This window comes from Bradyrhizobium sp. 521_C7_N1_3 (assembly GCF_052075975.1).
GTDB lineage: Bacteria > Pseudomonadota > Alphaproteobacteria > Rhizobiales > Xanthobacteraceae > Bradyrhizobium > Bradyrhizobium japonicum.
Genome location: NZ_CP197232.1, coordinates 9640310 through 9663465, shown reverse-complemented (window position 1 = coordinate 9663465; position 23156 = coordinate 9640310). Strand labels below are relative to the sequence as shown.

Here is a 23156-nt window from a genome sequence, read left to right as displayed (position 1 = left end):
AAAAAGGCCCGCACAAGGCGGGCCTAATGTCTCACCAGCGGCCGCCGCCGAAGCTGAACGTCACGCCGGGACCTCCGCCGCCATAGTAGCCGTACGGTCCGCCGCCGTAATAGCCGTGATGGCGCGGGTAGTAGCCATAGTTCCGGTAGTGCGGGCGATAGTAGCCGTGGTGGTGATGGCGCCATTGGTGATGGCGATGGCCGTGGTGGTGGTGGTGCCTGTGCTGCGCGCTGATGTCGGTGGACTGGCCGGCTGGCGCGTTCTGCTTCGCGCTGGCCTTGCCCGCCGCGTTGGCCGTGGATCCGCCGGCGAGCGCCGCTGCACCCACAGCCATCGCGACAAAGAGATACTTCATGTCATCACTCCAGTTGAGAAGTCGCGTGATAACAGATGGCTGCCCGGTGCGTTCCGGCCAGTGCGGGCGTCGAAACGACGCAGACGGAGTTACGATCGACGTGTGAATGATGCGGCGCGATCTATTGTCGCATCGCTTCGAGTGAAGCGATCACGTCGGCGGCGGCAACGATGCGCGCGAATTCGCCGTTGAGATTCGACAGCGTCATCGCATGAATCTCTTCAGCCGAATGCTTGTCGCCATCTGGCCCGATCCGGTCGAAGGTCCAGGTCGCATCGCGCACGAGGCTCGCGTCGAAACCGAGATTGCCGGCCATCCGCGTCGTCGTCTCGACGCAATGATTGGTGGTGGCGCCGCAGATCACGAGCGTCGTGATGTTGCCTGCGCGCAGGCGTGTCTCGAGATCGGTGCCGATGAAGGCGCTGTTGACGCGCTTGACGATCACCGCCTCGCCCGGCGCTTCGCGCGCCTCGTCCTTGACCGCGTAGCCGGAGTTTTGCGGCAGGAACGTCGAGTTCGGCTTGGTGCCTTCGTGGCGGATGTGGAAGATCGGCGCGCCGCGCGTCCTGAATGCCTTGAGCAGATCGGCGATGCGCGCCACCGCGTCCGGATTGTTGCGCCGCTTGCCCGCTGCCTCCCATTCATCGAATGCGCGCTGGACGTCGACGACGACGAGGGCGGGGAGGGAGTGGGACATGAGGGGCGACTTCCGGACTTGCTTGCTGCGCGAAGTATGCGAGGCGACCGACGTGGCAGGCAATGTCAATTTTCCCTCGTTTCGCGACAGCTCTCGTGCCCCGGACGCAGAGAGCTGCGCGTGCTCGGCCCTCACGGATGCGGATCGGGAAACCCGTGACGTTCGGAGAGCGCGGCGAGGATCGCGTCCTTGTCGGCGATGAAGGCGCGGCCGTGGTGACTGCCGGTCTGGTGCGGCGACGTCGTCTCGTCGGCCAGCACGAGCAGCGGCAGCGACTGGTTCTCCTCGCCGACCAGCGCGATCGCCGGCAGCCTTGGCCGCGGCCATGCGATGCGCTCAATGTCGAGCTGTTCGGCGAGCTGCGGAAACGAGGCGAGCACGCCCTCGATCAGCGCGCAATGCCAGCAATAGAAGCGCTGGCCTGGAAAGGCGGGATCCTCGAAACCAGGGCGCAGCAGAAACAGGCGGTCGCGCGTCATGAATCGCTCCAAAGCATGGCGCGATCATACATGCCGGCAGCAGCGGGGGATGCCGTTACTTGAACGGATCCTGGATCGACGGCGATGATTGCCGGATGCGGCGCACGCTCACCGGCTTGCCGTCGGAGACGAACAGCAGCTCGTATCGGCGGCCCTCGCTGTCGGTCGCCGTGCAGGTGACGTCCGTGACCTTCTTTGCGGCGAAATTGCCGGTCTGGCGGCAGACGCCGGTCGAGGTCTGCTCGGCCGGCACCGGCAGGCCGTCGACCTTGGGCCGGTCCTTGGAATTGAGCAGCATGCGGTCGATTCGCAGCTCGTAGGAATTGTCGTCCGCGCGCTGGCCGTTCTCGCCGGAGAACGACACGACATGGTTGGCGTCGGAGGGATCGTCGACGGCGACCGCGAAATTGACCCGGCCCTTGTCACCATGGGCGTAAGCCACCGTCTTGCAAGCGAAGGTGCGCCCAGCGACCTTCAGCGTCTTGCAGTGGCCCGACATCAGCGCCAGCAGGTCGATGAAGGCGTTTTGCGCCGGCGGGTTGTTGACGGGGATGGGCGCGGAAGACTCGGCAAAACAAGGGCTTGCGAGAGTCGCGAGGGCCGCGGCGAAGACCGGTCGGCGGAGGCGCATCATCAGGCTCGTATGCCAGGGGGCCACGGCGGCGGAAAAGTTCCGCTCAACAACGAGCGAACCACAAATTGGTTGCGATCCCGTTTGTTCAGCTGAGCCCGACTGGAATACCACCGCACCACCCATCGGCGATTCATCCGATCGCCCCATCCCGTCCTAGCAGGCCACTTGCTGCCAGACCGATGTTTTTTTCGTGGCGGAGTTAGCCCATCGCCGCCTGCCAGCGCGTATCGCGCAAGGACGGCCGGCGGTGCAGGCGGGCGTCGAGCAGCGCGCGGGCGCGGGGCAGCTCGCCGCTGCGCATGAGCGCGACGATGTAGGTATCCTCGATCAGTTCGCGCTGGGCATGGCTGCCGCCGATGCGCACGACCTCGCCGAGGACGGGCGCGAGCGCTTGCACGCATGAGGCGTAATCCTCGCGGGCAAAGGCCACGAGCGCACGGCAGATCGCCGGCACCACGGCACCGGCCGGCAGCTCGCCGTCGCCGAGCCGCTGCTCGATCGCCGCGAGGCGCGCGGCGAGCGCCTCCTGGTTCTGCGTCGCCGCAGCGAACAGCGCCATGTGGACGTCGGCAAAGGGCAGGCTCGATTTCGGAAACAGTTTTTGCGCGGTGGCATCGGCCTCGAGCCAGAGCGCTTCCGGCACGGAGTGGCCGTAAGCCGACAGGCGCCAGAGCAGCGAGGCGCCGTCGGTGACGACGTTGAGCGGCGGCGCCTGGGTGGCGGAGGGCTGAAGCACGTCGGCATAGATCGCAAGCGCGCGCGCCGCATCGCCGTGCTCGAGCGCGCCGAGCGCCTGGTGCCAGCGGATATGGCCGTGCAGGATGCCGGTGCGGTCGTAGGAGGGGATCCATTCGTCGACGAGACGGTCAGCCGCGTCGATCGAGCCGTCCTCGAACATCGCGTGCAGCACGGCGTGCGCGGCGTGGGCGTTCTGGCGGCGCAGGTCGAAGCCACGCTCGGTGATGCCGCGGCCGCGCGCGACGTCGCCATTCTCGGTCATGGCCCAGCCGGACATGGTGAGAAACCACCAGTCCTCGCCATAATGCCGCGCGACGCGCTCGCACAGCTCGTGCCGCGCGCGGTCGTGATCGGGCATGCCGGAGAACGCGAACAGGCCGAACGCGCCGAGCGGCAGCGACAGCACCACGGCGTCGCGCGGCCATGCGTCGACATGTTTCAGCGTCGATGCGATGGCCTCGGGCAGCCGGCCCTCGATCGCAAGCGCCAGCGTCTCGACATGCGAGCGCTCGCGCTCCGCGCCGCGCTTGGCAACGCGTTCGCGTGCCACAGCCGCCTTCTGCCGGGCGAGGTCGCCCTGCTGATAGAAGGCATGCACGCGGGCGCGGGCGATATGGGGAAGAGCGAAATCCGGATCGGCCGCAATCGCGCGTTCCAGCGCCTCCGCCGTGCCGGTCCAGCCGGCCAGCATGAGATCGACGCCTTCGCGATAGGCGCTTGCCGCCTCGTGTGAAGACGTCGAGAGCGAAAGGCCGTAGCGGTCTTCGTGCGCGGTCATCTTGTTCAGCTCTCAAGCCGTCCGCGCGCGGCGTCCCTCGATCGGATAGGCGGGGTCGTTGTAGCCCGGCGTCGAGGGATGGCCCGGCACGACCAGTCTGTCGATCAGCGCCTCGTCATCCGCCGTGAAGCGGTAGTCGAGCGCGCGGATGTAGCCGTCCCACTGCTCCTCGGTGCGCGGGCCGGCGACGATCGAGCTGACGAAGGCGGAGTTCAGCACCCAGGAGACCGCGAACTGGCCGGCGGTGATGCCTTTCTTCTCGGCGTGGGTCTTGATCTCCTGCGCGAGCTGGAGCGATTCCGGCCGCCATTCCGTCTGCATCATGCGGGTGTCGTTGCGGCCGGCGCGTGTCTCCTTGTCAGGTGCCGCATCGGGCTTGTACTTGCCGGTGAGCACGCCGCGCGCCAGCGGGCTGTAGGGCACGATGCCGAGGCCGTAATAGGAACAGGCCGGGAAGTGCTCGACCTCCGGCATGCGGTTCATCGCGTTGTAATAGGGCTGGCTCACCGCGGGCCGGTCGATGCCGAGCCGGTCGCAGATGTTGCAGATCTCGGCGACGCGCCAGGCGCGGTAGTTCGAGACGCCGAAATAGCGCACCTTGCCGGCGCGGATCAGATCGCCCATCGCGCGCACCGTCTCCTCCAGCGGCGTCGCATGGTCTTCCTTGTGCAGATAGTAGATGTCGATGTGGTCGGTGCCGAGCCGCTTCAGGCTCTCGTCGGCGGCCTGCAACACCCAGCGCCGCGACAGGCCGACACGGTTGGGATCGTCGTGCATACCAGTGTTCATGGGGTTGGCGAGTTTTGTGGCGAGCACCCAGGCGTGACGGTTGTTGCCGATGGCGCGGCCGACGACCTCCTCGGAGCCGCCCTTCGAATAGGCATCCGCCGTGTCGATGAAATTGATCCCGGCCTCATGCGCCTTGGCGATGATCCGATTTGATGCGGCTTCATCGGTCGGCCCGCCGAACATCATGGTGCCCAGACAGATCGGCGAGACTTTCAGGCCGGTGCGGCCGAGCTGGCGGTATTGCATGGGCTGTTTCCTCAACGCTATCGAAGCTGGCAGCATAGCCAGCTAATTCCGTCATTGCGAGCGCAGCGAAGCAATCCAGAGATGCGTCCGCGGAAAGATGCTGGATTGCTTCGCTTCCGCCGTCGCTCTTCGAGCTATGGCGGTCAAGCCGGGCGACGACAGCGATGGGGGTGGCACGCAGCAGCGGCAGGCCGACCGCGCCGCTACGCCGGCCCCTTCAAGATCTTGAACACGCCATTCGCCATCACGATGCAGCGACCATCCACCGTCACTTCCGTGCTCATGAAGATGAGGCTGCGCGTCGAGCGCACCACGCGCGGGCGGGAGATCAGGATGTCGCCGATCTGGCCGGCCTCGACGAAATGGGTGTCGAGCTGCACCGTCGCCATGAACTCCTTGCCGGAAGCGTAGCGGGCGGTCATGCCGCAGGTGCGGTCCGCGAACGTCATCATCACGCCGCCCTGGACCATGCCGCGGCGATTGTGGTGCTTGTCTTCGGTGGCGAGCGCGAATTCGTAGTGGCCGTCGACCTTGCGCTCCCACAGGGGGCCGATCAGGTGCATGAAGCCCGTGGTCTCCAGGATGCTCCAGCCGTCCGATTTGAGCCTTGAGGCGGCCTTGTTGGTCATGTCGTCGTCCATTGCTGCGCGGGCCTTGCGAGCTCATTTCATCGGGGCCGGACGTGGTGTAGTCAAGCATCATGAGACCGTTCGACGATGCCACACGGCGGAATATCACGGCCGCCTGCGCGGCCTTCACGCGGCTGCCCGAGGACGATGCGCCGGCCGCCTTGAAACGCGCCGCGGTGGCGGTCGCGCTGACCGCGGCCAGCGACGGCGATGACACCGCATTCCTGCTCACGCTGCGCGCGTCACACCTGCGCGCCCATCGCGGCCAATGGGCCTTGCCGGGCGGTCGCTGCGATGCCGGCGAGACGCCGGTCGATGCGGCGCTGCGCGAGCTGGATGAGGAGCTTGGTCTTCGCCTCACGCACGCGGAGGTGCTCGGCACGCTCGACGATTATCCCACCCGCTCCGGCTATCTGATCACGCCGGTGGTGGTGTGGACGGCCGACAGTGCCGCGATCCGGCCGAACCCGGATGAGGTCGCCTCGGTCCACCGCATCGCGCTCGCCACGATCGAGCACGAAGACGCGTTCGACTTCATCGCGATTCCCGAAAGCTCCCGCCGCGTGATCCGCTTCCATCACGAGACGAGCCTGATTCATGCGCCGACCGCGGCACTGATCTACCAGTTCCGTGAGGTGCTGGCGGGACGTCACACCCGCGTCACCGAGCTGGAACAGCCGGTGTTCGCCTGGAAGTGACGATGGTAAACGGCGCGTTAACGTGACGGTTACCGGATGCCTGCTAAGAGGGCAGCATGCATTCGATTCGAAAACATCTCGCGCTGGTTCCATTCGCGCTCGTCCTGCTCGCGCCCAGTGCGCGAGGCGGCGAGGCCGACGCACTGCCGCCCGCCGTCCGCGATGCCAAGGCCCAGTTGCTGTCGCAGTTCTTTGCGCAGGGTGGCGCGTCGCCGGCCGTGCTCGAATATCGGCGCAAGCTGCAGGAATATCAGGCGGCGCGCGCGGCCTTCGACGAGGAGGCGGGCGCCTATTGGAGCCAGATCTCCGAGAAGCGGAAAGGCCGCAACGCCAAGCGGCGCAGCGGACAGCAGGTCACGCTTGACGATTATGTGCTGCAGCATCCGCCGCTCTATAGCGGGCCGAAGCGGCCGGTGAATCCGGAGCCGGAGGAAACGCCGGATCGTCCGACCAGAAAGCCGATACCGGTGGTCGCCGATCTCCTGCAGGCGGCGCGGGAGCTCTATCAGTTCACGCCGCAGCGGCCATCCAGCGAGGTCGAGTTCAAGCGCGCCTATGCGCGCTACGCGCTCGCCTCGGGGCTGACGCGCGAGCAGGCGGTGCGGGTCTATTCGTTCGAGACCGGCGGCACCGGCAGCTACGACGTGCAGGCGGGAATCGAACACGGCGGCAAGCGCGCGATCTCGACCGCGATGGGCTACAACCAGCTCCTGACCACCAACAGCGTCGAGCTGCTGGCCGAGCAGGGCCACGAATTCATCCGCGCGCTCTCCGAGAAGGTGGCGCGGACGTCGGGGCCGGCGCGCCAGCCGCTCGAGCACAAGCTTGCCGTGCTGAAGAAGATGGTGGCACAGGCGAAATCGGTGCCGGACACCTGGTCGGAGCACGAGAAGATCGGCAACACCGCGCAAGGCTGGGCCATGCATGCCATGGTGCTGGACGTCGACATCGGCCCGATGCTGCAAACCCATAAGCTTTTGACTTCGGTGCTGTTCGCGCGCGCCAAGGGCTACACGCGGCCGCTCACCGCCGCCGAGCTCGAGATGATGAACCTCACCGGCGACGGCACCGGCCTCGACATGGTGACGATGCCGCAGGCGATGCGCGAGCAGGTGCCGACCTCGAACTTCTTCCAGCGCGGCGGCTACGAGCGCAACCCGGTCGCGATCCGCCACAACACGGTGGCCAAGCTGCTGGCGGTCACGGACACGCGGATGGACAGTAACAGCAACAATGCCGGTGCACGGGAGCTGGCAGGGGCGTTTTAGATATTCGGTGTCGTCCCGGACAAGCGCGCCTAAGGCGCGCGCAGATCCGAGTCCCATAACCACAGGAAGAAGTTTGGCGAAGACTCGCGGTTACCGGCTTCGCGCCGCTACTGCTCCCTGGGGATATGGGTCCCGGGTTCGCGCTTCGCGCGCCCCGGGACGACAAAGAGGGATTACTGATCCGACCCGAACTTGAACTTGCCGTCGCCTTCGAGATACGGGGCGCTGCGCATGTAGAGCTGGCCGTTGTGGCCGATGAAGAACAGCGTGCCTTTCGGCACCTTCTTGGCGCCCTTCAGGAGTTCACCGGCATTGTTGGTGCCCATCTTGTAGGAGAAGGTCTTGCCTTCCTTGTCATAGGCATAGCCGGTGTCGGGCTTGAGCTCCCAGGGCGTTGCCGCGGTCTGCGCCAATGCGGGTGCGCTGAATGCGCCGAGTGTTGCCGTGAGTGCAAGTGCAAATGTCTTCGTTGAAAATGCCATCATCCCATCCTCCCCATCATTGGGGTTGCCGTCTTGAACAAATCACGAACGGCGTTTACAGGTCAATTTGCGAAAGCGCCGCAGCGCATCACGTCCTGGCCAGCAGTTTGTGATTTTCCCTTCGTCCCCGCGCGACTATGTTCCGCTTTCAGTCTAGAACGCAATTCGACAAAAATATTGGTAGGGGGATGATTCGAATGAACCATGTCATGAAAGCCTGCTCGGCCGCCGCGCTGTTGGTGACGGCGCTGGCGCCCGCCGCCCGGGCGGATGACTACCAGCTCAGCCACAACCAGCGGATTTCGTGCAGCCGTGGCCTCGCCCCGGGCAAGCTGAACACCGCGACCTGCAAGTCCTACACCTACCTGTTCAATACCAGGACCTCGGAATATTTCCGCTGCCAGGTCTCGCTGGCGCTGACCCGCGACAACAAGGAAGTCATCAACGTCCAGACCGACGGCGGCTGCACGAAGAAGCCGCGTATCTTCGAGACCGACGGCCACTACGATTTTGACGCGACCGAGACCGAACCGCCGAACACCAACTCGTTCTTCGGCCCCGGCGGCTATTCGGTATGGGCCGCCGACGTCACCGCACAGAAGGTGCGCGGCTGCATCATCATCTCCTCCGGCCTCGGCTCCGACATCTCCAAGTGCCTGGACATGACCTTCCAGTAAGAGCCTGCCAGTAAGGCTTGCCAGCGGGGTGAGACGGGCGCCAGACCCTGACTGCGCCACCTCGCCGCACCCGCGGGTTCCCCAAAAATCGAGCCGGGTCAGCCGTTTACCGCAGTCCTGTTGTGACTTTTGGATGGGTTGACCCGCTTCCCCCATCCGGCCAATTTCCCGGCCGGTTTGGGGAGTACAACAACCATGAAACGGACGATTTTCGGCGCGGCCGCGGCTCTTGCCCTGGCGGCGTCGGCACCTTGCGCGCATGCGCAATCCTTCATCAACGTGCTGACCGGCGGCACCTCCGGCGTCTACTATCCGCTCGGGGTCGCGATCGGGAAGATCTACGGCGACAAGATTCCGAACGTGAAGACGCAGGTGCAGGCCACCAAGGCGTCGGTCGAGAACCTGATCCTGCTCCAGCAGGGCCGCGGCGAAATCGCGTTCACGCTGGGTGACTCGCTCAAGGCCGCCTGGGACGGCGAGGAGGAAGCCGGCTTCAAGACCAAGCTCGACAAGCTCAGGACCATCGGCGCGATCTATCCGAACTACATCCAGATCGTCGCGACTGCCGAGAGCGGCATCAAGACGCTCGCGGACCTCAAGGGCAAGAGCCTGTCGGTGGGCGCACCGAAGTCGGGCACCGAGCTCAACTCCCGCGCCATCCTCGGCGCCGCCGGCATGGGCTACAAGGATCTCGGCAAGGTCGAATATCTGCCGTTCGCCGAATCCGTCGACCTCATGAAGAACCGCCAGCTCGGTGCGACCCTCCAGTCGGCCGGCCTTGGCGTTGCCTCGCTGAAGGATCTCTCGACCTCGAGCCCGATCACGGTGGTGTCGGTGCCGAAGGAGACCGTCGACAAGATCGGCCCGCCCTTCATCTCGGCGATCATTCCGGCCAACACCTACACCGGCCAGGATAAGGACGTTCCGACGGCGGCGGTGGTGAACTATCTCGTGACCAGCTCCGCGGTGTCGGATGATCTCGCCTATCAGATGACCAAGCTGATCTACGAGTCGCTGCCGGAATTGCAGAATGCCCATGCCGCGGGCAAGGAGATCAAGCTCGAGACGGCCGCCACCGGCAGCCCGGTTCCGCTGCACCCCGGCGCGATCCGCTACTACAAGGAAAAAGGGCTGATCAAGTAGTCAGCTTTCGTTGTCGGACGTCATGGCCGGGCAAAAGCGCGAAGCGCGTCTTCGCACAGATGTCCCGGCCATCCACGTTCCAAGGCTGGGCGAGAAAGTCCGTGGATGCCCGGGACAAGCCCGGGCATGACGGTCCGGAGTCGCTGCGCGATGCTAAAAGCGCTGGACGGTTGGGGACATATCGATGTTGCAGGCAGAGGGCTCCGCAGAGCCCATCAAGGTTGAGTTCGACAATTTCGAGCATGGCTTTCCGGAAGGATTCGGCCCGGGCTGGTGGGGCACGCTCGCCTACTGGATCGGCATCGCGTTTGCGACCTTCCAGCTCTATGTCGCCGCCTTCAACTATCTGCCGAGCCAGGTGGTGCGCGGCGTCCATGTCGGCTTCCTCGTTTTCCTTACCTTCGGCCTGATCGCCAACTTCACCGCGAAGAGCGATGTCGGTCGCGCGCTCGGCTGGGTGATCGGCGCCGCGGGCTTCTTCTGCGGCCTCTATCAATGGATCTTCTATGCCGACCTGATCGCGCGCGACGGCGATCCGACGCGGCTCGATCTCGTGGTCGGCACGCTGCTCGCGGTGCTGATCTTCGAGGGCACACGGCGGCTGATGGGCGCGGCGCTGCCGCTGATGTGCGGCGCGTGTCTTCTCTACTGGTTCTTCGGGCAATACCTGCCGTCGCCGCTCAACCATCGCGGCTACGATTTCGACCAGATCGTCACGCATCTGTCGTTCGGCACCGAAGGTTTTTACGGCGTGCCGATCTACGTCTCGGCGACCTACATCTTCCTGTTCATCCTGTTCGGCTCGTTCCTGGAGCGCGCCGGCATGATCCAGCTCTTCACCGACGTTTCTCTTGGGCTATTTGGCAGGACCCGTGGCGGCCCCGCCAAGGTCGCGGTGTTCGCCTCGGGCATGATGGGCACGATCTCCGGCTCCGGCGTCGCCAACGTCGTCACCGTCGGCCAGTTCACGATTCCGCTGATGATCAAGTTCGGCTATCGCCGCGCGTTTGCGGCGGGCGTCGAGGCGACGGCCTCGATGGGCGGGCAGATCATGCCGCCGGTGATGGGCGCGGTCGCTTTCATCATGGCGGAGACGCTCGGCGTCCAGTACTCGGAAATCGTCAAGGCGGCGGCGATCCCCGCCATCCTCTATTTCGCGTCCGCCTTCTGGATGGTGCATCTGGAGGCCGGCAAGCACGGTCTCGTCGGCATGAAGCGCTCGGAGATCCCGAGCGCTTGGAAGGCGCTGGTGACGCGCTGGTACCTCGTGCTGCCGCTCGCAGCGCTGGTCTACATGCTGTTCGAAGGCTTTACGCCGCTCTATGCCGGCAGCATGGGCCTTGCGCTGACGGTGACGCTGATCCTCGGCACCGCGATCACGACGGGCGCCTCGTCGATGGTGATCCGCTACATCTTCTGGATCGGACTTGCGCTGGTCGTTGCCGCACTATCGCGCGATGGCCTCCAGATCGTGCCGGTCGCGAGCGTCGTCGTCGGCCTGATCGTGATCACGGCGTTCGTCCGGGGCGGGTTCAAGGCCTTGCGCGAGTGCCGCGATGCGCTGGCTGAAAGCGCGAAGTCCGCGATCACCGTCGGCATGGCCTGCGCCATCGTCGGCGTCATCATCGGCATGATGTCGCAGACCGGTGTCGGCACCATTTTTGGCAGCTGGGTGATCGGGCTCGGCGAGAAGAGCCTGTTCCTGGCGCTGATCATGACCATGCTGCTGTCGATCCTGCTCGGCACGGGCATTCCGACCATCCCGACCTACATCATCACCGCCGCGCTCGCAGCACCCGCGCTGGCAAAGCTCGGCGTGCCGCTGATCGCGAGCCACATGTTCGCGTTCTACTACGGCATCATGGCCGACCTCTCGCCGCCGGTGGCACTCGCCGCACTCGCGGCGGCGCCGATCGCGAAGGAGAACCCGGACAAGATCGGCTGGGAGGCGATGCGCATCGCGCTCGCCGGCTACGTCATTCCGTTCATCTTCGTCTATTCTCCGGCGCTGATGTTGCAGGCCGGTGATCCCATGGCGGCCAAGCTCGGCTTCTACGGCGCGGTGGCACTCGCGAGCTTGAAAGCGCTGGTGGCGATCGCCTTGTTCGGCATGGTCGCGATCGGCTTCCTGTTCACGCGGCTGACGCTGCTCGAGCGCGTGGTCGCGCTCGGCGCCGCGCTGTGCCTGCTCGGCGATTTCGCCTTCAGCGACACCGCCGGCTTCGTGCTCTCGGCGACCCTCGTGCTGTGGCAATGGCGGCAGCGTCCGCCGGCCGTCGTCGAAGCGGCGTGAGCCTCTGCTTCGCAACAGCTTCAGGCGTGAAAGCGCTCGCGCTGTCCGCCTTCACGCTGGTGTGGACGCATTCGATCGCGAAGGTCGACTGGCAGGAGGACTGGCGCGTGACGCCTGCCGGCCTCGAACTGGTGCAGGCCCGCGTCAAGGGCACCGGCCCCGGCATGGAGCCGCCGCCCGAGGCGCGACTGGTCGACGGCTGGTTTCAGTGGAAGCCTGCGCGCGCGCCGATGCGGGAGGTCGTGCTCGGCAATTCGGGCGCGGCCGGGGAATGGCGGCTGTGCCATGATGGAAGGTGCCGGACGTTGTCGGAGATTGTCGGGCATCCGATCGGTGCTAACGTCACGACGATGAAGATTTGCAGCGATCCGTAGCCCGGATGGAGCGAAGCGCAATCCGGGAACAGTCGCCCCGGATTACGCTGCGCTCCATCCGGGCTACAAGAACAGCAAGGGAGAAATGCGATGGATCGGCTCAAGGGCAAGGTTGCGATGGTGGTGGGCGCCGGCTCGATCGGGCCCGGCTGGGGCAACGGCAAGGCGACCGCCGTGACCTTTGCGCGCGAGGGCGCGCAGGTGTTTTGTGTCGACCGCAACGGTGCTGCAGCCGAGGAGACCGCGAAGATCATCACGGGTGAGGGCGGCAATGCGACGGCCTTCACCGCGGACGTCTCGCGCGCAAGCGAGATTGAGCCGATGGTGGCGGCGTGCCTGAAGGCCTATGGCCGCATCGATGTGCTCGACAACAATGTCGGTATCGCCGAGATGGGCAGCGTGGTCGAGGTCGCCGAGGAGAGCTGGGATCGCGTCTTCAGCGTCAACCTCAAGAGTGCCTATCTCGCCATGAAGCACGTCGTCCCCGTGATGGTGAAGCAGGGCGGCGGCTCGATCATCAACATCTCCTCGATCGCCTCGATCCGGCATGTCGGGATTTCCTATGTCAGCTATAACGCCAGCAAGGCCGCGATGAACCAGCTGACGCGCTCCACTGCGATCGAGTTCGCGAAGAACCTTGTGCGGGTGAATGCAATCCTGCCCGGCCTGATGAAGACGCCGATGGTGGAGCATTCCGCGGGTCTCGCGAATAGCTACGCCAAGGGCGACGTCGAGGCGATGTGGCGCGCCCGCGATGCGCAGGTGCCGATGGGGCACATGGGCGAGGCCTGGGACGTCGCCAATGCCGCGCTGTTCCTGGCGTCGGACGAGTCGAAATATGTGACGGGGATCGAGCTGGTGGTGGACGGCGGGATCACGTGCAAGGCGGGGGCTTAAGGCGCCTCATACTCCACTGTCGTCCCCGGGGCGCGCAAGGCGCGAACCCGGGACCCATAACCACAGGACAGAGTTGTTTTGCTAAGTTGTAACTCCGAGTCTTCGTAACCACGCTGGCCCGTGATTATGGGTCCCGGATCTGCGCTGCGCTTGTCCGGGACGACAGCGGTGACTACTGCGCCAACGCCAGAATCCCGCCGGCAAACGAATGCCACGCCGCACTCTCGCTGACCGGCCAGTTCAGCACCTTCACCGCCAGCAGCGCGAGCGTGCCGTAAATGTAGACGGGATGCATGCGGCCATCGGTGCGCCAGTCGCGCACCATGGCGAGGACGAGCAGGAGCGAAGCGACCACGGCCGGGGCGATCGTGACGGGCACCGGCGGCGGGCCGGGCGGCCCGGGAGGCGCGAGGAAGGTAATGAACCAGCGCGCGACCGCGGCGTCGAGGATCGAGACCGCGGCAAGCAGCATCAGGCGCTTGTGAATCTCGGGCTTTCGCGTGTTGACGATCGCGAGCACGAACACCACCGCGAAGAACGCGATGCCGCTCATCGGCACGATCGAGAAGCCGATGCCGGCATCCTTCTGCCCAAGCGCGGCGGCGTGCTGCATCACGTGCACCGAGGCAAGAAAGCCGAAGATCGTCATCGCGGTCGCAAGCGACACGCCGGTAATCCCGAGCGCGCGGTGATTGACCACGCGGCCCGACGCTGCGAGCCAGGTCTGAATCACGAAATAGAGAGACCAGGTGAAGAACAACAGCCCGTGAAAATGAATCACCGGGCTCGCGGAAAACGTCCGCTGTGCGAGTGGCACGAAATAGGTCGGCGCGAAGCCGAGAAACGCGGTGGCCGCACAGGCCAGTGCCATATTGAGATAAAAATATCGTGCAGGCGACGCATCACGCGCGCGTACACGACGGTCGTCGATCAAGGTCGTCATCTGGAATGAGTCTGGAGAGGCGGTGTTTGGTTCAACGCCCCCGCTGTCGTCCCGGGCGCGCGCAGCGCGAGCCCGGGACCCACAACCGAAGGGAGCGGTTTGACGCGAAGCTGGTAACTCCGAGTCTTCGCAAAACTATTGCTGCGACGTATGGTCCCGGATCTGCGCTTCGCTTGTCCGGGACGACGGCGGTGCTTGCGGATCTATCCCCCCGCGCTCAATTCTGCGCGATCGAGCTCTTCCTCGATCCGATGAAACGCGTCGTCGCCGATCACCTCGGTGGCGCGGAGGTCGAAGATCGACTTGCGCGCGGCTTCGATGGCGCGGCGGCGCAGGGGATCGGCGGGCAACTCGCCGCTGGCGATGCCGCCGTGCGGATCGTCATCGGCCTGCATCAGGATGGCGCGGTATTCGAGCCGCAGGATTTCCGCTTCCTCCGACGGATCGTCCTCGATCGCATCGAGCGCGGCGCGATAGGCGACAGCGCGGGCGCGCGCGACCTCGATACCGACAGGATCGTCGTCCTTGAGGCCGAAGGCGAGGATCAGCGGCCGCAGCGTCAGGCCCTGGATGACCAGCGAGCCCAGCACCACCGCAAAGGCGATGAAGACGATGAAGTCACGATAGGGGAAGTTCTCCGGCAGGGCGAAGGCGGTGGCGAGCGTGACGAGACCGCGCATGCCGCACCAGGAGATGATGAGGCCGCCCTTCGGCGAGGCGACCTGCTTCGGATCCTTCGGGTGATAGATGCCGTGTGCGATCAGCACGCGCAGCGTCGTGCGGTAGAACGTGATCCAGGCGAGCCGCACCAGGACCACCGTGAGTAGGATCCAGGCGGCAGCCACGCAATATTCCCAGCGCACCTCCGCGTCGAGCCGCGTCCAGATCGGCCGCATCTGCATGCCGATCAGCATGAAGGCGAGCACGTTGAGCACGAACACCATCGTCTCCCAGACCGCATAGGACGGCACCCGCAACCGCGCCGGCATGCGCGCCCCCGCCGTGCGCGCGACGGTGATGGCGTATACGACGATGGTGAGGATGCCGGAGAGGCCGAGATGCTCGGCTGCGATCCAGACCATGAAGGTGGTAGCGAACTGCACGATGATCGCGCTCGGCGCTTCCTTCACGCGTTCCAGGAATAGCGGGATGATGCGCCCGGCCAAAAGACCGGCGAGGACGCTGCCGACCAGCCCGAGTGCAATCGTCGGCGCGACCTCGCTCCATTTCAGATGCTCCATGACGACAGCGCCGACCGCGATGCGATAGATCAGAAGCGCGCTGGCGTCGTTGAGCAGGCTCTCGCCTTCCAGGACCTTCACCATGCGATAGGGCAGCTTGACCTGGCTCAGGATTGCAACCGCTGCCGCGGCATCCGGCGGGGCCACGATGGCGCCGAGCGCAATGGCGGCGGCCCAGGGCATGTCAGGCATCAGCCGGTGCGCGACGAAGGCCACGCCGACCGTGGTCAGGCCGACCGCGGCGACCACCAGGGTCGAGACCGGAACCCAGTTGTTGCGGAGATCGCGCAGCGAGGTGTCGAAGGCGGCATCCATCAGCACCGGTGCGACAAAAAGTGCCAAGGCCAGGTCGGGTTCGAGCGTCCAGGAGGGGCTGTTCGGCACGAAGGCGATCAGCGCGCCGCCGATGGCGAGAAAGGTCGGGTAGGGGACCTTGATCCGCCGCGCCAGCGCCGATAATGCAACGGCGCCGAGCAGAAGCACGATGATCCATTCGAATGTCGACACGTTGATCCCCGGAACCGATTTTGGCTGTGCCACAAGCTAGCACCAATCCGGCCGTATGATGGATAGTGCGCCCTCAAGGCAAGCCTCAAGCCAAGATTCAAGCCGAGATTCAAGCCAAGACTTTCCGACTGCAGCAAGCATGCGTTCTCAAAATCTCATTCGATTGTCCGGTGCGGTGGCGCTCTGTGCGCTTTCGCTCGGGGCGGCCCATGCCGCGACCGGCGGCGAGCCCGCCGCCGTCGTGCAGGTCGATGTCGCGCCGTGCCTCGCTGCTGCTGCCGCCGATGACATGGACAAGGCCGGCTCCGCCTGCGCTTCCGTCATCGACAACGAGAAGACGGCCAAGGCGGACCTGGTCAAGGCGCTGGTCGCGCGCGGCGCGCTTTATGCTCGACATGACCAGGTCGACCGCGCGATCGCCGACGACAGCCGCGCGCTTCAGCTCGATCCGACCCTGGCCGACCTCTTCAACGCCCGCGGCGAGCTCTGGCTGAAGAAGGGCGACAAGCCGAAGGCGGTGCTGGATTTCGGCGCCGCGCTGAAGATCGATCCGAACCACGAGAAGGCCAGGGCCAATCACAAGGCGATGGCGCGCGAGCTCGAGCGGATCGGCGCGCAGATGGCGGTCGCCGGCAAGCCCAGCTTCAATTGCAGGAGTGCGGCCCGGGCCGTCGAGAAGGCGATCTGCGCCAACCGCGAGCTCGCCGATCTCGATCGGGAGATTTTTGCGTCGAATGCCCGCGTGATCCGGGAGGCGCGCAATCCCGCGGAAGCCAAGGCGCTTCAGCGCGAGCAGGACGAGTTCATTGTCCGCCGCAATGCCGGATTTGGCCGGCCGGGCTACGATCTGAAGAAGGCGATGCAGGAGCGGCTGCAGCGGATCAACGGGGTGGACGGGTATTGAGCCGCTAAGGCTTCCGCGGCGTCATGGCCGGGCTTGTCCCGGCCATCCACGCCTTGCCACACGGTAGAAAGACCGTGGATGCCCGGGACAAGCCCGGGCATGACGACCTTTCGTGAGAAGGGCGCGGGTGCATCCGTAACAGGCCCGAATTGAACCCATTCCTGGCCCGCCGCGACAATGGTGAAAACCTGATGTCACGGAGTCTTCCTGATGTGCGGCACGCGTTCTTCCGCGCAAATGTTCCCGTTTGCCAAGATCCCGCTTCGTGCCTTGCTGCTCGGCGCCGCGATGAGCCTGGTCCTCGCCGCCCCGGCCTCTGCCGCCGTCGATTGCGTGATGGGCAGCAAGACTGCGCCCGCCGAACTGATCACGGCGTGCGGCGCCATCATCGACCAGACCTCGAATTCATCGGCCGACCGCGCCGCCGCGCTGCTGGTGCGCGCCGACGCCAATGCGCGAACCTCAGGCGGCTTCACGCAGGCGCTGCGGGATATCGACCGCGCCATCGCGCTGGACGGCAGGAATGCAAAGGCATGGCGCCTGCGCGGCGACCTGCTGCGCGAGGCCGGCGGCGATCTCAACCGTGCCGCGGCCGACCTCAGCAAGGCTATCGAGCTCGATCCGCAGGACGCGGAAGCCTACGAGCTGCGCGGCGTCGTCTACACCAATCAGCGCCGGCTCGACCGCGCGCTCGCCGATTACGATCAGGCGATCAAACTGAAGCCGGGTGATGCGCAGGCCTGGTCCGACCGCGGCGTGAACTATTATCTCGGCGGCGACAACGAGAGGGCGATCCGCGATCTCAGCGAGGCGCTGCGGCTCGATCCGAATCGGCCGCGCACCTACACCAATCGCGGCGCGGCCTACAAGAAGCTCGGCCAGCTCGACAAGGCGGTCGCCGATGACGGCGAGGCGATCAGGCTCGATCCGAAGGTCCCCGAATATTACGACAATCGCGGCCTGGTGCTGGCCGCGATGGGTGAGTACGACAAGGCGATCGCCGACTACGACCGGGCACTGCGGCTGGCGCCGAAGTCGAACTTCTTCACCAACCGCGGCGATTCCTACCAGCTCAAGGGCGAGCTGGGCGCGGCGCTCAGCGACTACGAGGCTGCGCTCAAGATCGATCCGAATTTCGCGCAGACCTACAACAACCGCGCGGTGCTCTACAAGAAGATGGGCGAGCGCAAGAAGGCGCTGGCCGATTACGAGACGGCGCTGAAGCTCGATCCCGGCAACGAGAACGCGGCCAACGGCCGCCGCAGCATGGTCGCGGAGATCGCGAAGTTCGGCGCCGAGCCGCCGCGTCCGCTCGCGGCGAATTCCGGCAACGGCCCGTCGTTCGATTGCGCCACGGCGAAGCGCGAGGTCGAGAAGGTGATCTGCGCCGATCCGCAACTCGGCGTGCTCGATCGCCAGATCGCCGAGACCTATGAGCGCGTGCTGAAGGCCACGAAAGGCCGCTCGGCCGGCGACCTGCGCAGGACCCAGCGCGATTTCCTCAGCACGCGGAATGCGAGCTTCGGCCGGCCCGGCTATGATCTGAGGAAGGTCATGCAGGATCGGTTGCAGCGGCTGAATGCGATGGAGAGTTGAGGCGTGATTCTTCGCCCCTTCCCGCGTGCGGGGAGAGGCCGGAATTTGCGGGAGCAAATTCCGGGTGAGGAGGAGTCTCCGCGAGTTCAGCTCTCACCGTGATTGCGGATGCAGCCCCTCGCCCCCACCCTCTCAGCGCGAGCGAAGCTCGTCGCGGCCCCGTAAGAACGGGGAGAGGGAGAAGATACGTTCTTTTCAGCTTGAACCGCGGCCCGTTCCCGGGAAAATACCTCTCAAACAACGCCGGTACTTGATCCCTGTCATGGCGGGACGCTCGTCCTGTCGGTCAGGTCAAGGCCAGGCGAAAAGGGAACGGGAGCGCGGGAATGAACGTCAAGGGAACGAGCCTCTATCACGAGGTCCATGCGCGCTCGCTGGCTGATCCCCAGGGCTTCTGGGCCGAGGCGGCCACGGAGATCGACTGGATCGAGCCGCCGAAGACGATCTTCGATGCCTCGCAGGGCGTCTACGGCCGCTGGTTCATGGGCGGCGTCGTCAACACCTGCTACAACGCGCTCGACCGCCATGTCGAACGCGGCCGCGCCGACCAGGTGGCGCTGATCCATGATTCACCGCTGACGGGCTCGGTCACCAGATTCACCTACGCCGAGCTATTGGGTGAGGTGCAGGCGCTCGGCGCCATCATGCAGGATTTTGGTGTCGCCAAGGGCGATCGCGTCATCCTCTATATGCCGATGGTGCCGGAGGCTGTCGTCGCGATGCTCGCCTGCGCGCGCATCGGCGCGGTGCACTCGGTGGTGTTCGGCGGCTTTGCCGCCAAGGAGCTCGCCACCCGCATCGACGACGCGCAGCCGAAGCTCATCCTCTCCGCAAGCTGCGGCATCGAGCCCGGCCGCATCGTGCAGTACAAGCCGCTGCTCGACGAGGCGATCAAGCTTGCGGGCACGAAGCCGAAGGCCTGCATCGTGCTGCAACGTTCCCAGCACATCTGCGACCTCACGCCGGGCCGCGACTACGATTGGGCGAGCCTGCGCCGCAAGGCGATGAACGACGGCAAGAAGGCCCCTTGCGTGCCTGTCGCCGCCACCGATCCGCTCTACATCCTCTACACCTCGGGCACGACCGGTATTCCCAAGGGCGTCGTGCGCGACAATGGCGGGCACCTGGTCGCGGTGAAATGGTCGATGTTCAATCTCTATGGCGTCAAGCCGGGCGAGGTCTGGTGGTGTGGCTCCGACATCGGCTGGGTGGTCGGCCACAGCTACATCATCTATGGCCCGCTGCTGCATGGTGCGACCTCGATCATGTACGAGGGCAAGCCAATCGGCACGCCCGATGCCGGCGCGTTCTGGCGCGTCATCAGCGAGCACAAGGCGGTCGCCTTCTTCACCGCACCGACGGCGTTCCGCGCGATCCGCAAAGAGGATCCGGAAGGAAAGTTCATCCGGCAGTACGACCTGTCGCAATTCCGCACGCTGTTCCTCGCCGGCGAGCGTGCCGATCCGCCGACGGTGGAATGGGCGGAGCAGCAGCTCAAGGTGCCGGTGATCGACCATTGGTGGCAGACCGAGACGGGCTGGTGCATCGCCGGCAATCCGGTCGGTCTCGGCATGTTGCCGGTGAAGCATGGCTCGCCGACGGTGCCGATGCCGGGCTACCAGGTCGACGTCGTCGACGAAGCCGCAAAGCCCGTCGGCCCCAACACCATGGGCTCGATCGTCATCAAGCTGCCGATGCCGCCGGGTTGCCTGCCGACGTTGTGGAATCAGGATGCGCGCTTCAAGGACGCCTACCTCACTGAATTCCCCGGCTATTACAAAACCTCGGACGCCGGCTACAAGGATGAGGACGGCTATGTCTTCGTCATGGGCCGCACCGACGACATCATCAACGTCGCCGGCCACAGGCTCTCCACCGGCGGCATGGAGGAGATTCTGGCCTCGCATCCGGATGTCGCCGAATGTGCCGTGCTCGGCGTCAAGGACGCGATCAAGGGCGAAGTGCCCTGCGGCTTCCTGGTGCTCAAGGCCGGCGTGAAGCGCGCGCCTGCGGACATCGAAAAGGAGATCGTCGCGCTGGTGCGCGACAGGCTCGGCCCCGTCGCCGCCTTCAAGCTCGCCATTACCGTCGGCCGCCTGCCGAAGACGCGTTCCGGCAAGATCCTGCGCGGGACCATCAAGAAGATCGCCGATGGCGAAGCCTGGACCATGCCGGCCACGATCGAGGATCCCAAGGTGCTGGACGAGATCGGCGAGGCGCTGAAGGGCAGGGTGTGAGGCGATCTCCGGCCGTCGTGCCGGTGAGGCGCGACGCTGTTGCACCAACCTCCGCTGTCATCACCCGCGAAAGCGGGGCATGACTGCGGGAGGAAACCGGGCCTTGCGGACTTACAATCTCCTCATTCCGCGCTAAACAGGGCCGGCCAACAGGGGACCTCGTATGCCACTCGCCACCGCGCCGCGCCTGCTTGTCGCCGTGCTGCTCGCCGTCGCTGTCTCCGCCTGCTCCGCGCGCTACCAGACGCCGGTGGCGGTCGGCGGCGACGATGACGACGCAGTCTGCCAGGGCCGCGGCTATGCGGCGGGCTCGCCCGAATATGTGGCGTGCCGCAAGGACCGTGACGTCCAGCGCAACGCTGCGACCGCACGCGCCGACCGCCGCCAGCGCGATCTCGGCGAATACATGCTGAACCATCCCGAGCGGCCGTAGGTACAACTCGGTTCGTAGCCCGGATGGAGCGAAGCGCAATCCGGGACACGTGCATCGGCGTGTCGTGCATCCCGGATTACGCTGCGCTCCATCCGGGCTACTCTTGTTGAAGAGACAAAGCAAAAACACGGCAGGTTTCCCCGCCGCGTTCAAACTGCGTTCGATGACGAATCGAGAGGGGAGCCTTACTCCTCCTCCTCGTCCTGCTTCTTGCCGCCGAGCGTCTTCAGCTTGGCGAACACGGCGTCGACGTTGAGGTCGTCGCTCGATCGCTCCGCCGGCTCGAACTCGTCCTTCTTGGTGGTCTCGGAAGCCGGGAGCAAGGTGGCGCCGCCATAGGCTGCGTCGATCGGCTTCTCCTTCGCCGCGCGCGCCACTTCGAAATCGAGCTCGATCTGCGAGCAAAGGCCAAGCGTCACCGGGTCGATCGGGGTCAGCTGGGAGGTGTTCCAATGGGTGCGGTCGCGAACGCTGGCGATGGTGCTCTTGGTGGTGCCGACCAGGCGCATGATCTGGGCGTCCTTGAGCTCCGGATGGCTGCGCAGCAGCCAGAGGATGGCGCTCGGGCGCTCATGGCGGCGGGAGACCGGGGTGTAGCGCGGACCCTTGCGCTTGGGCTGGGGCGGCAGCACGACCTTGCTCTCCTGAAGGCGGAGCCGGTAGTCCGGGTTCTTCTCGCCCTTCTCGATCTCCTCGCGGGTCAGCTGGCCGTTGGAGAGGGGATCCATGCCCTTGATGCCCTGGGCAGCGTCGCCGTCGGCGATCGCGCGCACCTCGAGGGGATGCATCTTGGTGAAATCGGCGACCTGGTCGAAGGTCAGCGCGGTGTTGTCGAGCAGCCAGACGGCGGTCGCCTTGGGCATCAGAGGTGCGTTGCTCATGGCAAATCTCCTTTGTGCTTCGCCCACCCCTCTGGAGGCGAAACCGGTGGTCATCAGCGATGACAGGGAATTCGCGCTATATAAGCCCGGAGGGGCTAGCCACGCAATGGTTCTGCTATAGATAGTGCCTTGACAGCGCCCGAAAGGGGGGCCAATTCCCTTGGAAGCGCCTGTAAAGTCCTAGCAGACCCATTAAAGCCCAATTCCATCCATTGACCGCCCCCGCCAGAAGGCGAAACGGGTGATTCGGTCCCGAGATCGCTCAATGTCAGCCAAACCAGACCTCAAGATCGTGCTTTGTTCTCCCCGCGGCTTCTGCGCCGGGGTGGTCCGGGCGATCGACACCGTGGAACGGGCCCTCGATAAATACGGCGCCCCCGTCTATGTTCGCCACGAGATTGTGCACAACAAATACGTCGTCGACGGGTTGAAGAAGAAGGGCGCGATCTTCGTCGAAGAGCTCGCCGAAATCCCGGAAAACACCACCGCGCCGGTGGTGTTCTCGGCCCATGGCGTGCCGAAATCGGTCCCGGCCGACGCCACCTCCCGCAATCTGTTCTCGCTGGATGCGACCTGCCCGCTGGTCACCAAGGTGCACCGCGAGGCCGCGATCCACTTCAAGCGCGGCCGCGAGATCTTCCTGATCGGCCACTCCCATCACCCCGAAGTGGTCGGCACGCTCGGCCAGCTTCCGGTCGGCGCCGTGACCCTGATCGAGACCGCCGAGGACGCCAAGACGATCTCGCCGAAGGATCCGAACAACCTCGCCTTCGTCACCCAGACCACGCTGTCGATCGACGACACCGCGGAGATCGTGGCGCTGCTCAAGGAGCGCTTCCCGAACATCAACGGCCCGCACAAGGAAGACATCTGCTACGCCACCACCAACCGCCAGCTCGCGGTAAAGAAGGTGGCGCCGGTGGTCGATGCGCTGATCGTGGTCGGTGCGCCGAATTCGTCGAACTCGCAGCGCCTGCGCGAGGTCGCCGAGCGTGAAGGCTGCAAGATCGCGGTGCTGGCGCAGCGCGCCGCCGACCTCGACTGGACCAGGTTCGGCAACATCTCGAGCCTCGGCATCACCGCGGGCGCGTCCGCGCCGGAAGTGATCGTCGAGGAGATCATGGACGCCTTCGCCGAGCGCTACACGCTGCATGTGGAGACGGTCTCTGCCGCGGAAGAGAACGAGTTCTTCCCGCTGCCGCGCCAGGTGCGTCCCGAAGCCGCCGCCGAGTAGACC

23 protein-coding genes are annotated in these 23156 nt (G+C 65.3%); 12 read left to right on the top strand and 11 right to left on the bottom strand.

All coding sequences use genetic code 11. The features are described 5' to 3' along the window. Positions 1–31: 31 nt before the first annotated feature. The 7 genes from AB7008_RS45835 to AB7008_RS45805 all read right to left on the bottom strand — a co-directional run bounded on the left by AB7008_RS45835 (position 32) and on the right by AB7008_RS45805 (position 5345). Positions 32–355, bottom strand: a complete 324-nt coding sequence (locus tag AB7008_RS45835) for a hypothetical protein (protein ID WP_014491510.1) — start codon at positions 353–355, stop codon at positions 32–34. A 121-nt stretch (positions 356–476) separates the two neighbouring features. Then, positions 477–1052: a cysteine hydrolase family protein gene (locus AB7008_RS45830; protein WP_248880303.1), complete on the bottom strand. Its 576-nt coding sequence runs from the start codon at positions 1050–1052 to the stop codon at positions 477–479. 131 nt (positions 1053–1183) lie between these two features. Beyond that, positions 1184–1531 carry a DUF3088 domain-containing protein gene (locus tag AB7008_RS45825; protein WP_441260977.1) on the bottom strand — a complete coding sequence of 116 codons (348 nt, stop codon included), beginning with the start codon at positions 1529–1531 and terminating at the stop codon, positions 1184–1186. A gap of 55 nt (positions 1532–1586) precedes the next feature. Continuing rightward, on the bottom strand, positions 1587–2162 hold the full coding sequence (locus AB7008_RS45820) for a hypothetical protein (protein WP_014491513.1): 576 nt from the start codon (positions 2160–2162) through the stop codon (positions 1587–1589). A gap of 202 nt (positions 2163–2364) precedes the next feature. After that, positions 2365–3681 (bottom strand): tetratricopeptide repeat protein, encoded by a 1317-nt coding sequence (locus AB7008_RS45815; protein ID WP_441260976.1) that lies wholly within the window; start codon positions 3679–3681, stop codon positions 2365–2367. Positions 3682–3693: 12 nt separating this feature from the next. Beyond that, positions 3694–4716: an aldo/keto reductase gene (locus AB7008_RS45810; RefSeq protein WP_441260975.1), complete on the bottom strand. Its 1023-nt coding sequence runs from the start codon at positions 4714–4716 to the stop codon at positions 3694–3696. Between the two features lie 203 nt (positions 4717–4919). Continuing rightward, positions 4920–5345, bottom strand: coding sequence for a PaaI family thioesterase (locus AB7008_RS45805; protein ID WP_441260974.1), 426 nt, complete (start codon positions 5343–5345; stop codon positions 4920–4922). Positions 5346–5416: 71 nt separating this feature from the next. On the opposite strand from AB7008_RS45805, the gene AB7008_RS45800 reads away from it, so the two are divergent. After that, positions 5417–6043 (top strand): NUDIX hydrolase, encoded by a 627-nt coding sequence (locus AB7008_RS45800; RefSeq protein ID WP_441260973.1) that lies wholly within the window; start codon positions 5417–5419, stop codon positions 6041–6043. A 56-nt stretch (positions 6044–6099) separates the two neighbouring features. Next, a complete protein-coding gene (locus AB7008_RS45795) occupies positions 6100–7311 on the top strand; it encodes a hypothetical protein (RefSeq protein WP_441260972.1) in 1212 nt (403 codons plus the stop codon). Positions 7312–7484: 173 nt separating this feature from the next. Here AB7008_RS45795 and AB7008_RS45790 read toward each other — a convergent pair whose 3' ends face one another. Further along, the gene (locus tag AB7008_RS45790) at positions 7485–7793 is read right to left on the bottom strand and encodes a hypothetical protein (protein ID WP_028159164.1); all 309 of its coding nucleotides are present in this window, start codon (positions 7791–7793) and stop codon (positions 7485–7487) included. A 197-nt stretch (positions 7794–7990) separates the two neighbouring features. On the opposite strand from AB7008_RS45790, the gene AB7008_RS45785 reads away from it, so the two are divergent. From AB7008_RS45785 to AB7008_RS45765, 5 genes are all read left to right on the top strand, one after another. Then, a complete protein-coding gene (locus AB7008_RS45785; RefSeq protein WP_028159165.1) occupies positions 7991–8470 on the top strand; it encodes a hypothetical protein in 480 nt (159 codons plus the stop codon). 195 nt (positions 8471–8665) lie between these two features. Continuing rightward, positions 8666–9613 (top strand): TAXI family TRAP transporter solute-binding subunit, encoded by a 948-nt coding sequence (locus AB7008_RS45780; RefSeq protein ID WP_248880295.1) that lies wholly within the window; start codon positions 8666–8668, stop codon positions 9611–9613. A gap of 184 nt (positions 9614–9797) precedes the next feature. Beyond that, positions 9798–11906 carry a TRAP transporter permease gene (locus AB7008_RS45775; RefSeq protein ID WP_304491766.1) on the top strand — a complete coding sequence of 703 codons (2109 nt, stop codon included), beginning with the start codon at positions 9798–9800 and terminating at the stop codon, positions 11904–11906. Further along, on the top strand, positions 11867–12280 hold the full coding sequence (locus AB7008_RS45770; protein ID WP_304491765.1) for a DUF1850 domain-containing protein: 414 nt from the start codon (positions 11867–11869) through the stop codon (positions 12278–12280). Before AB7008_RS45775 ends, AB7008_RS45770 begins: the two co-directional genes overlap by 40 nt. 90 nt (positions 12281–12370) lie before the next feature. Continuing rightward, positions 12371–13177: an SDR family NAD(P)-dependent oxidoreductase gene (locus AB7008_RS45765; RefSeq protein WP_441260971.1), complete on the top strand. Its 807-nt coding sequence runs from the start codon at positions 12371–12373 to the stop codon at positions 13175–13177. A 172-nt stretch (positions 13178–13349) separates the two neighbouring features. Here the strand turns inward: AB7008_RS45765 and AB7008_RS45760 are convergent, their stop codons facing one another. Then, entirely contained in the window at positions 13350–14120 is a 771-nt protein-coding gene (locus AB7008_RS45760) for a hypothetical protein (protein ID WP_304491763.1), read from the bottom strand. 203 nt (positions 14121–14323) lie between these two features. Next, on the bottom strand, positions 14324–15901 hold the full coding sequence (locus tag AB7008_RS45755; protein ID WP_080669635.1) for a cation:proton antiporter: 1578 nt from the start codon (positions 15899–15901) through the stop codon (positions 14324–14326). 106 nt (positions 15902–16007) lie between these two features. On the opposite strand from AB7008_RS45755, the gene AB7008_RS45750 reads away from it, so the two are divergent. The 4 genes from AB7008_RS45750 to AB7008_RS45735 all read left to right on the top strand — a co-directional run bounded on the left by AB7008_RS45750 (position 16008) and on the right by AB7008_RS45735 (position 21038). Beyond that, positions 16008–16772: a hypothetical protein gene (locus tag AB7008_RS45750; protein WP_304491762.1), complete on the top strand. Its 765-nt coding sequence runs from the start codon at positions 16008–16010 to the stop codon at positions 16770–16772. 210 nt (positions 16773–16982) lie between these two features. Continuing rightward, positions 16983–18368 carry a tetratricopeptide repeat protein gene (locus AB7008_RS45745; RefSeq protein WP_441260970.1) on the top strand — a complete coding sequence of 462 codons (1386 nt, stop codon included), beginning with the start codon at positions 16983–16985 and terminating at the stop codon, positions 18366–18368. Between the two features lie 326 nt (positions 18369–18694). Further along, positions 18695–20605, top strand: coding sequence for a propionyl-CoA synthetase (locus AB7008_RS45740; protein ID WP_441260969.1), 1911 nt, complete (start codon positions 18695–18697; stop codon positions 20603–20605). 163 nt (positions 20606–20768) lie between these two features. Continuing rightward, positions 20769–21038, top strand: a complete 270-nt coding sequence (locus AB7008_RS45735) for a hypothetical protein (protein ID WP_039154465.1) — start codon at positions 20769–20771, stop codon at positions 21036–21038. Positions 21039–21223: 185 nt separating this feature from the next. Here the strand turns inward: AB7008_RS45735 and AB7008_RS45730 are convergent, their stop codons facing one another. Then, the gene (locus tag AB7008_RS45730; RefSeq protein ID WP_014491531.1) at positions 21224–21919 is read right to left on the bottom strand and encodes a DUF1013 domain-containing protein; all 696 of its coding nucleotides are present in this window, start codon (positions 21917–21919) and stop codon (positions 21224–21226) included. Between the two features lie 265 nt (positions 21920–22184). Here AB7008_RS45730 and ispH point away from each other — a divergent pair, with 265 nt between their 5' ends. Further along, positions 22185–23153, top strand: coding sequence for a 4-hydroxy-3-methylbut-2-enyl diphosphate reductase (gene ispH / locus AB7008_RS45725; protein ID WP_014491532.1), 969 nt, complete (start codon positions 22185–22187; stop codon positions 23151–23153). Positions 23154–23156: the final 3 nt, after the last annotated feature.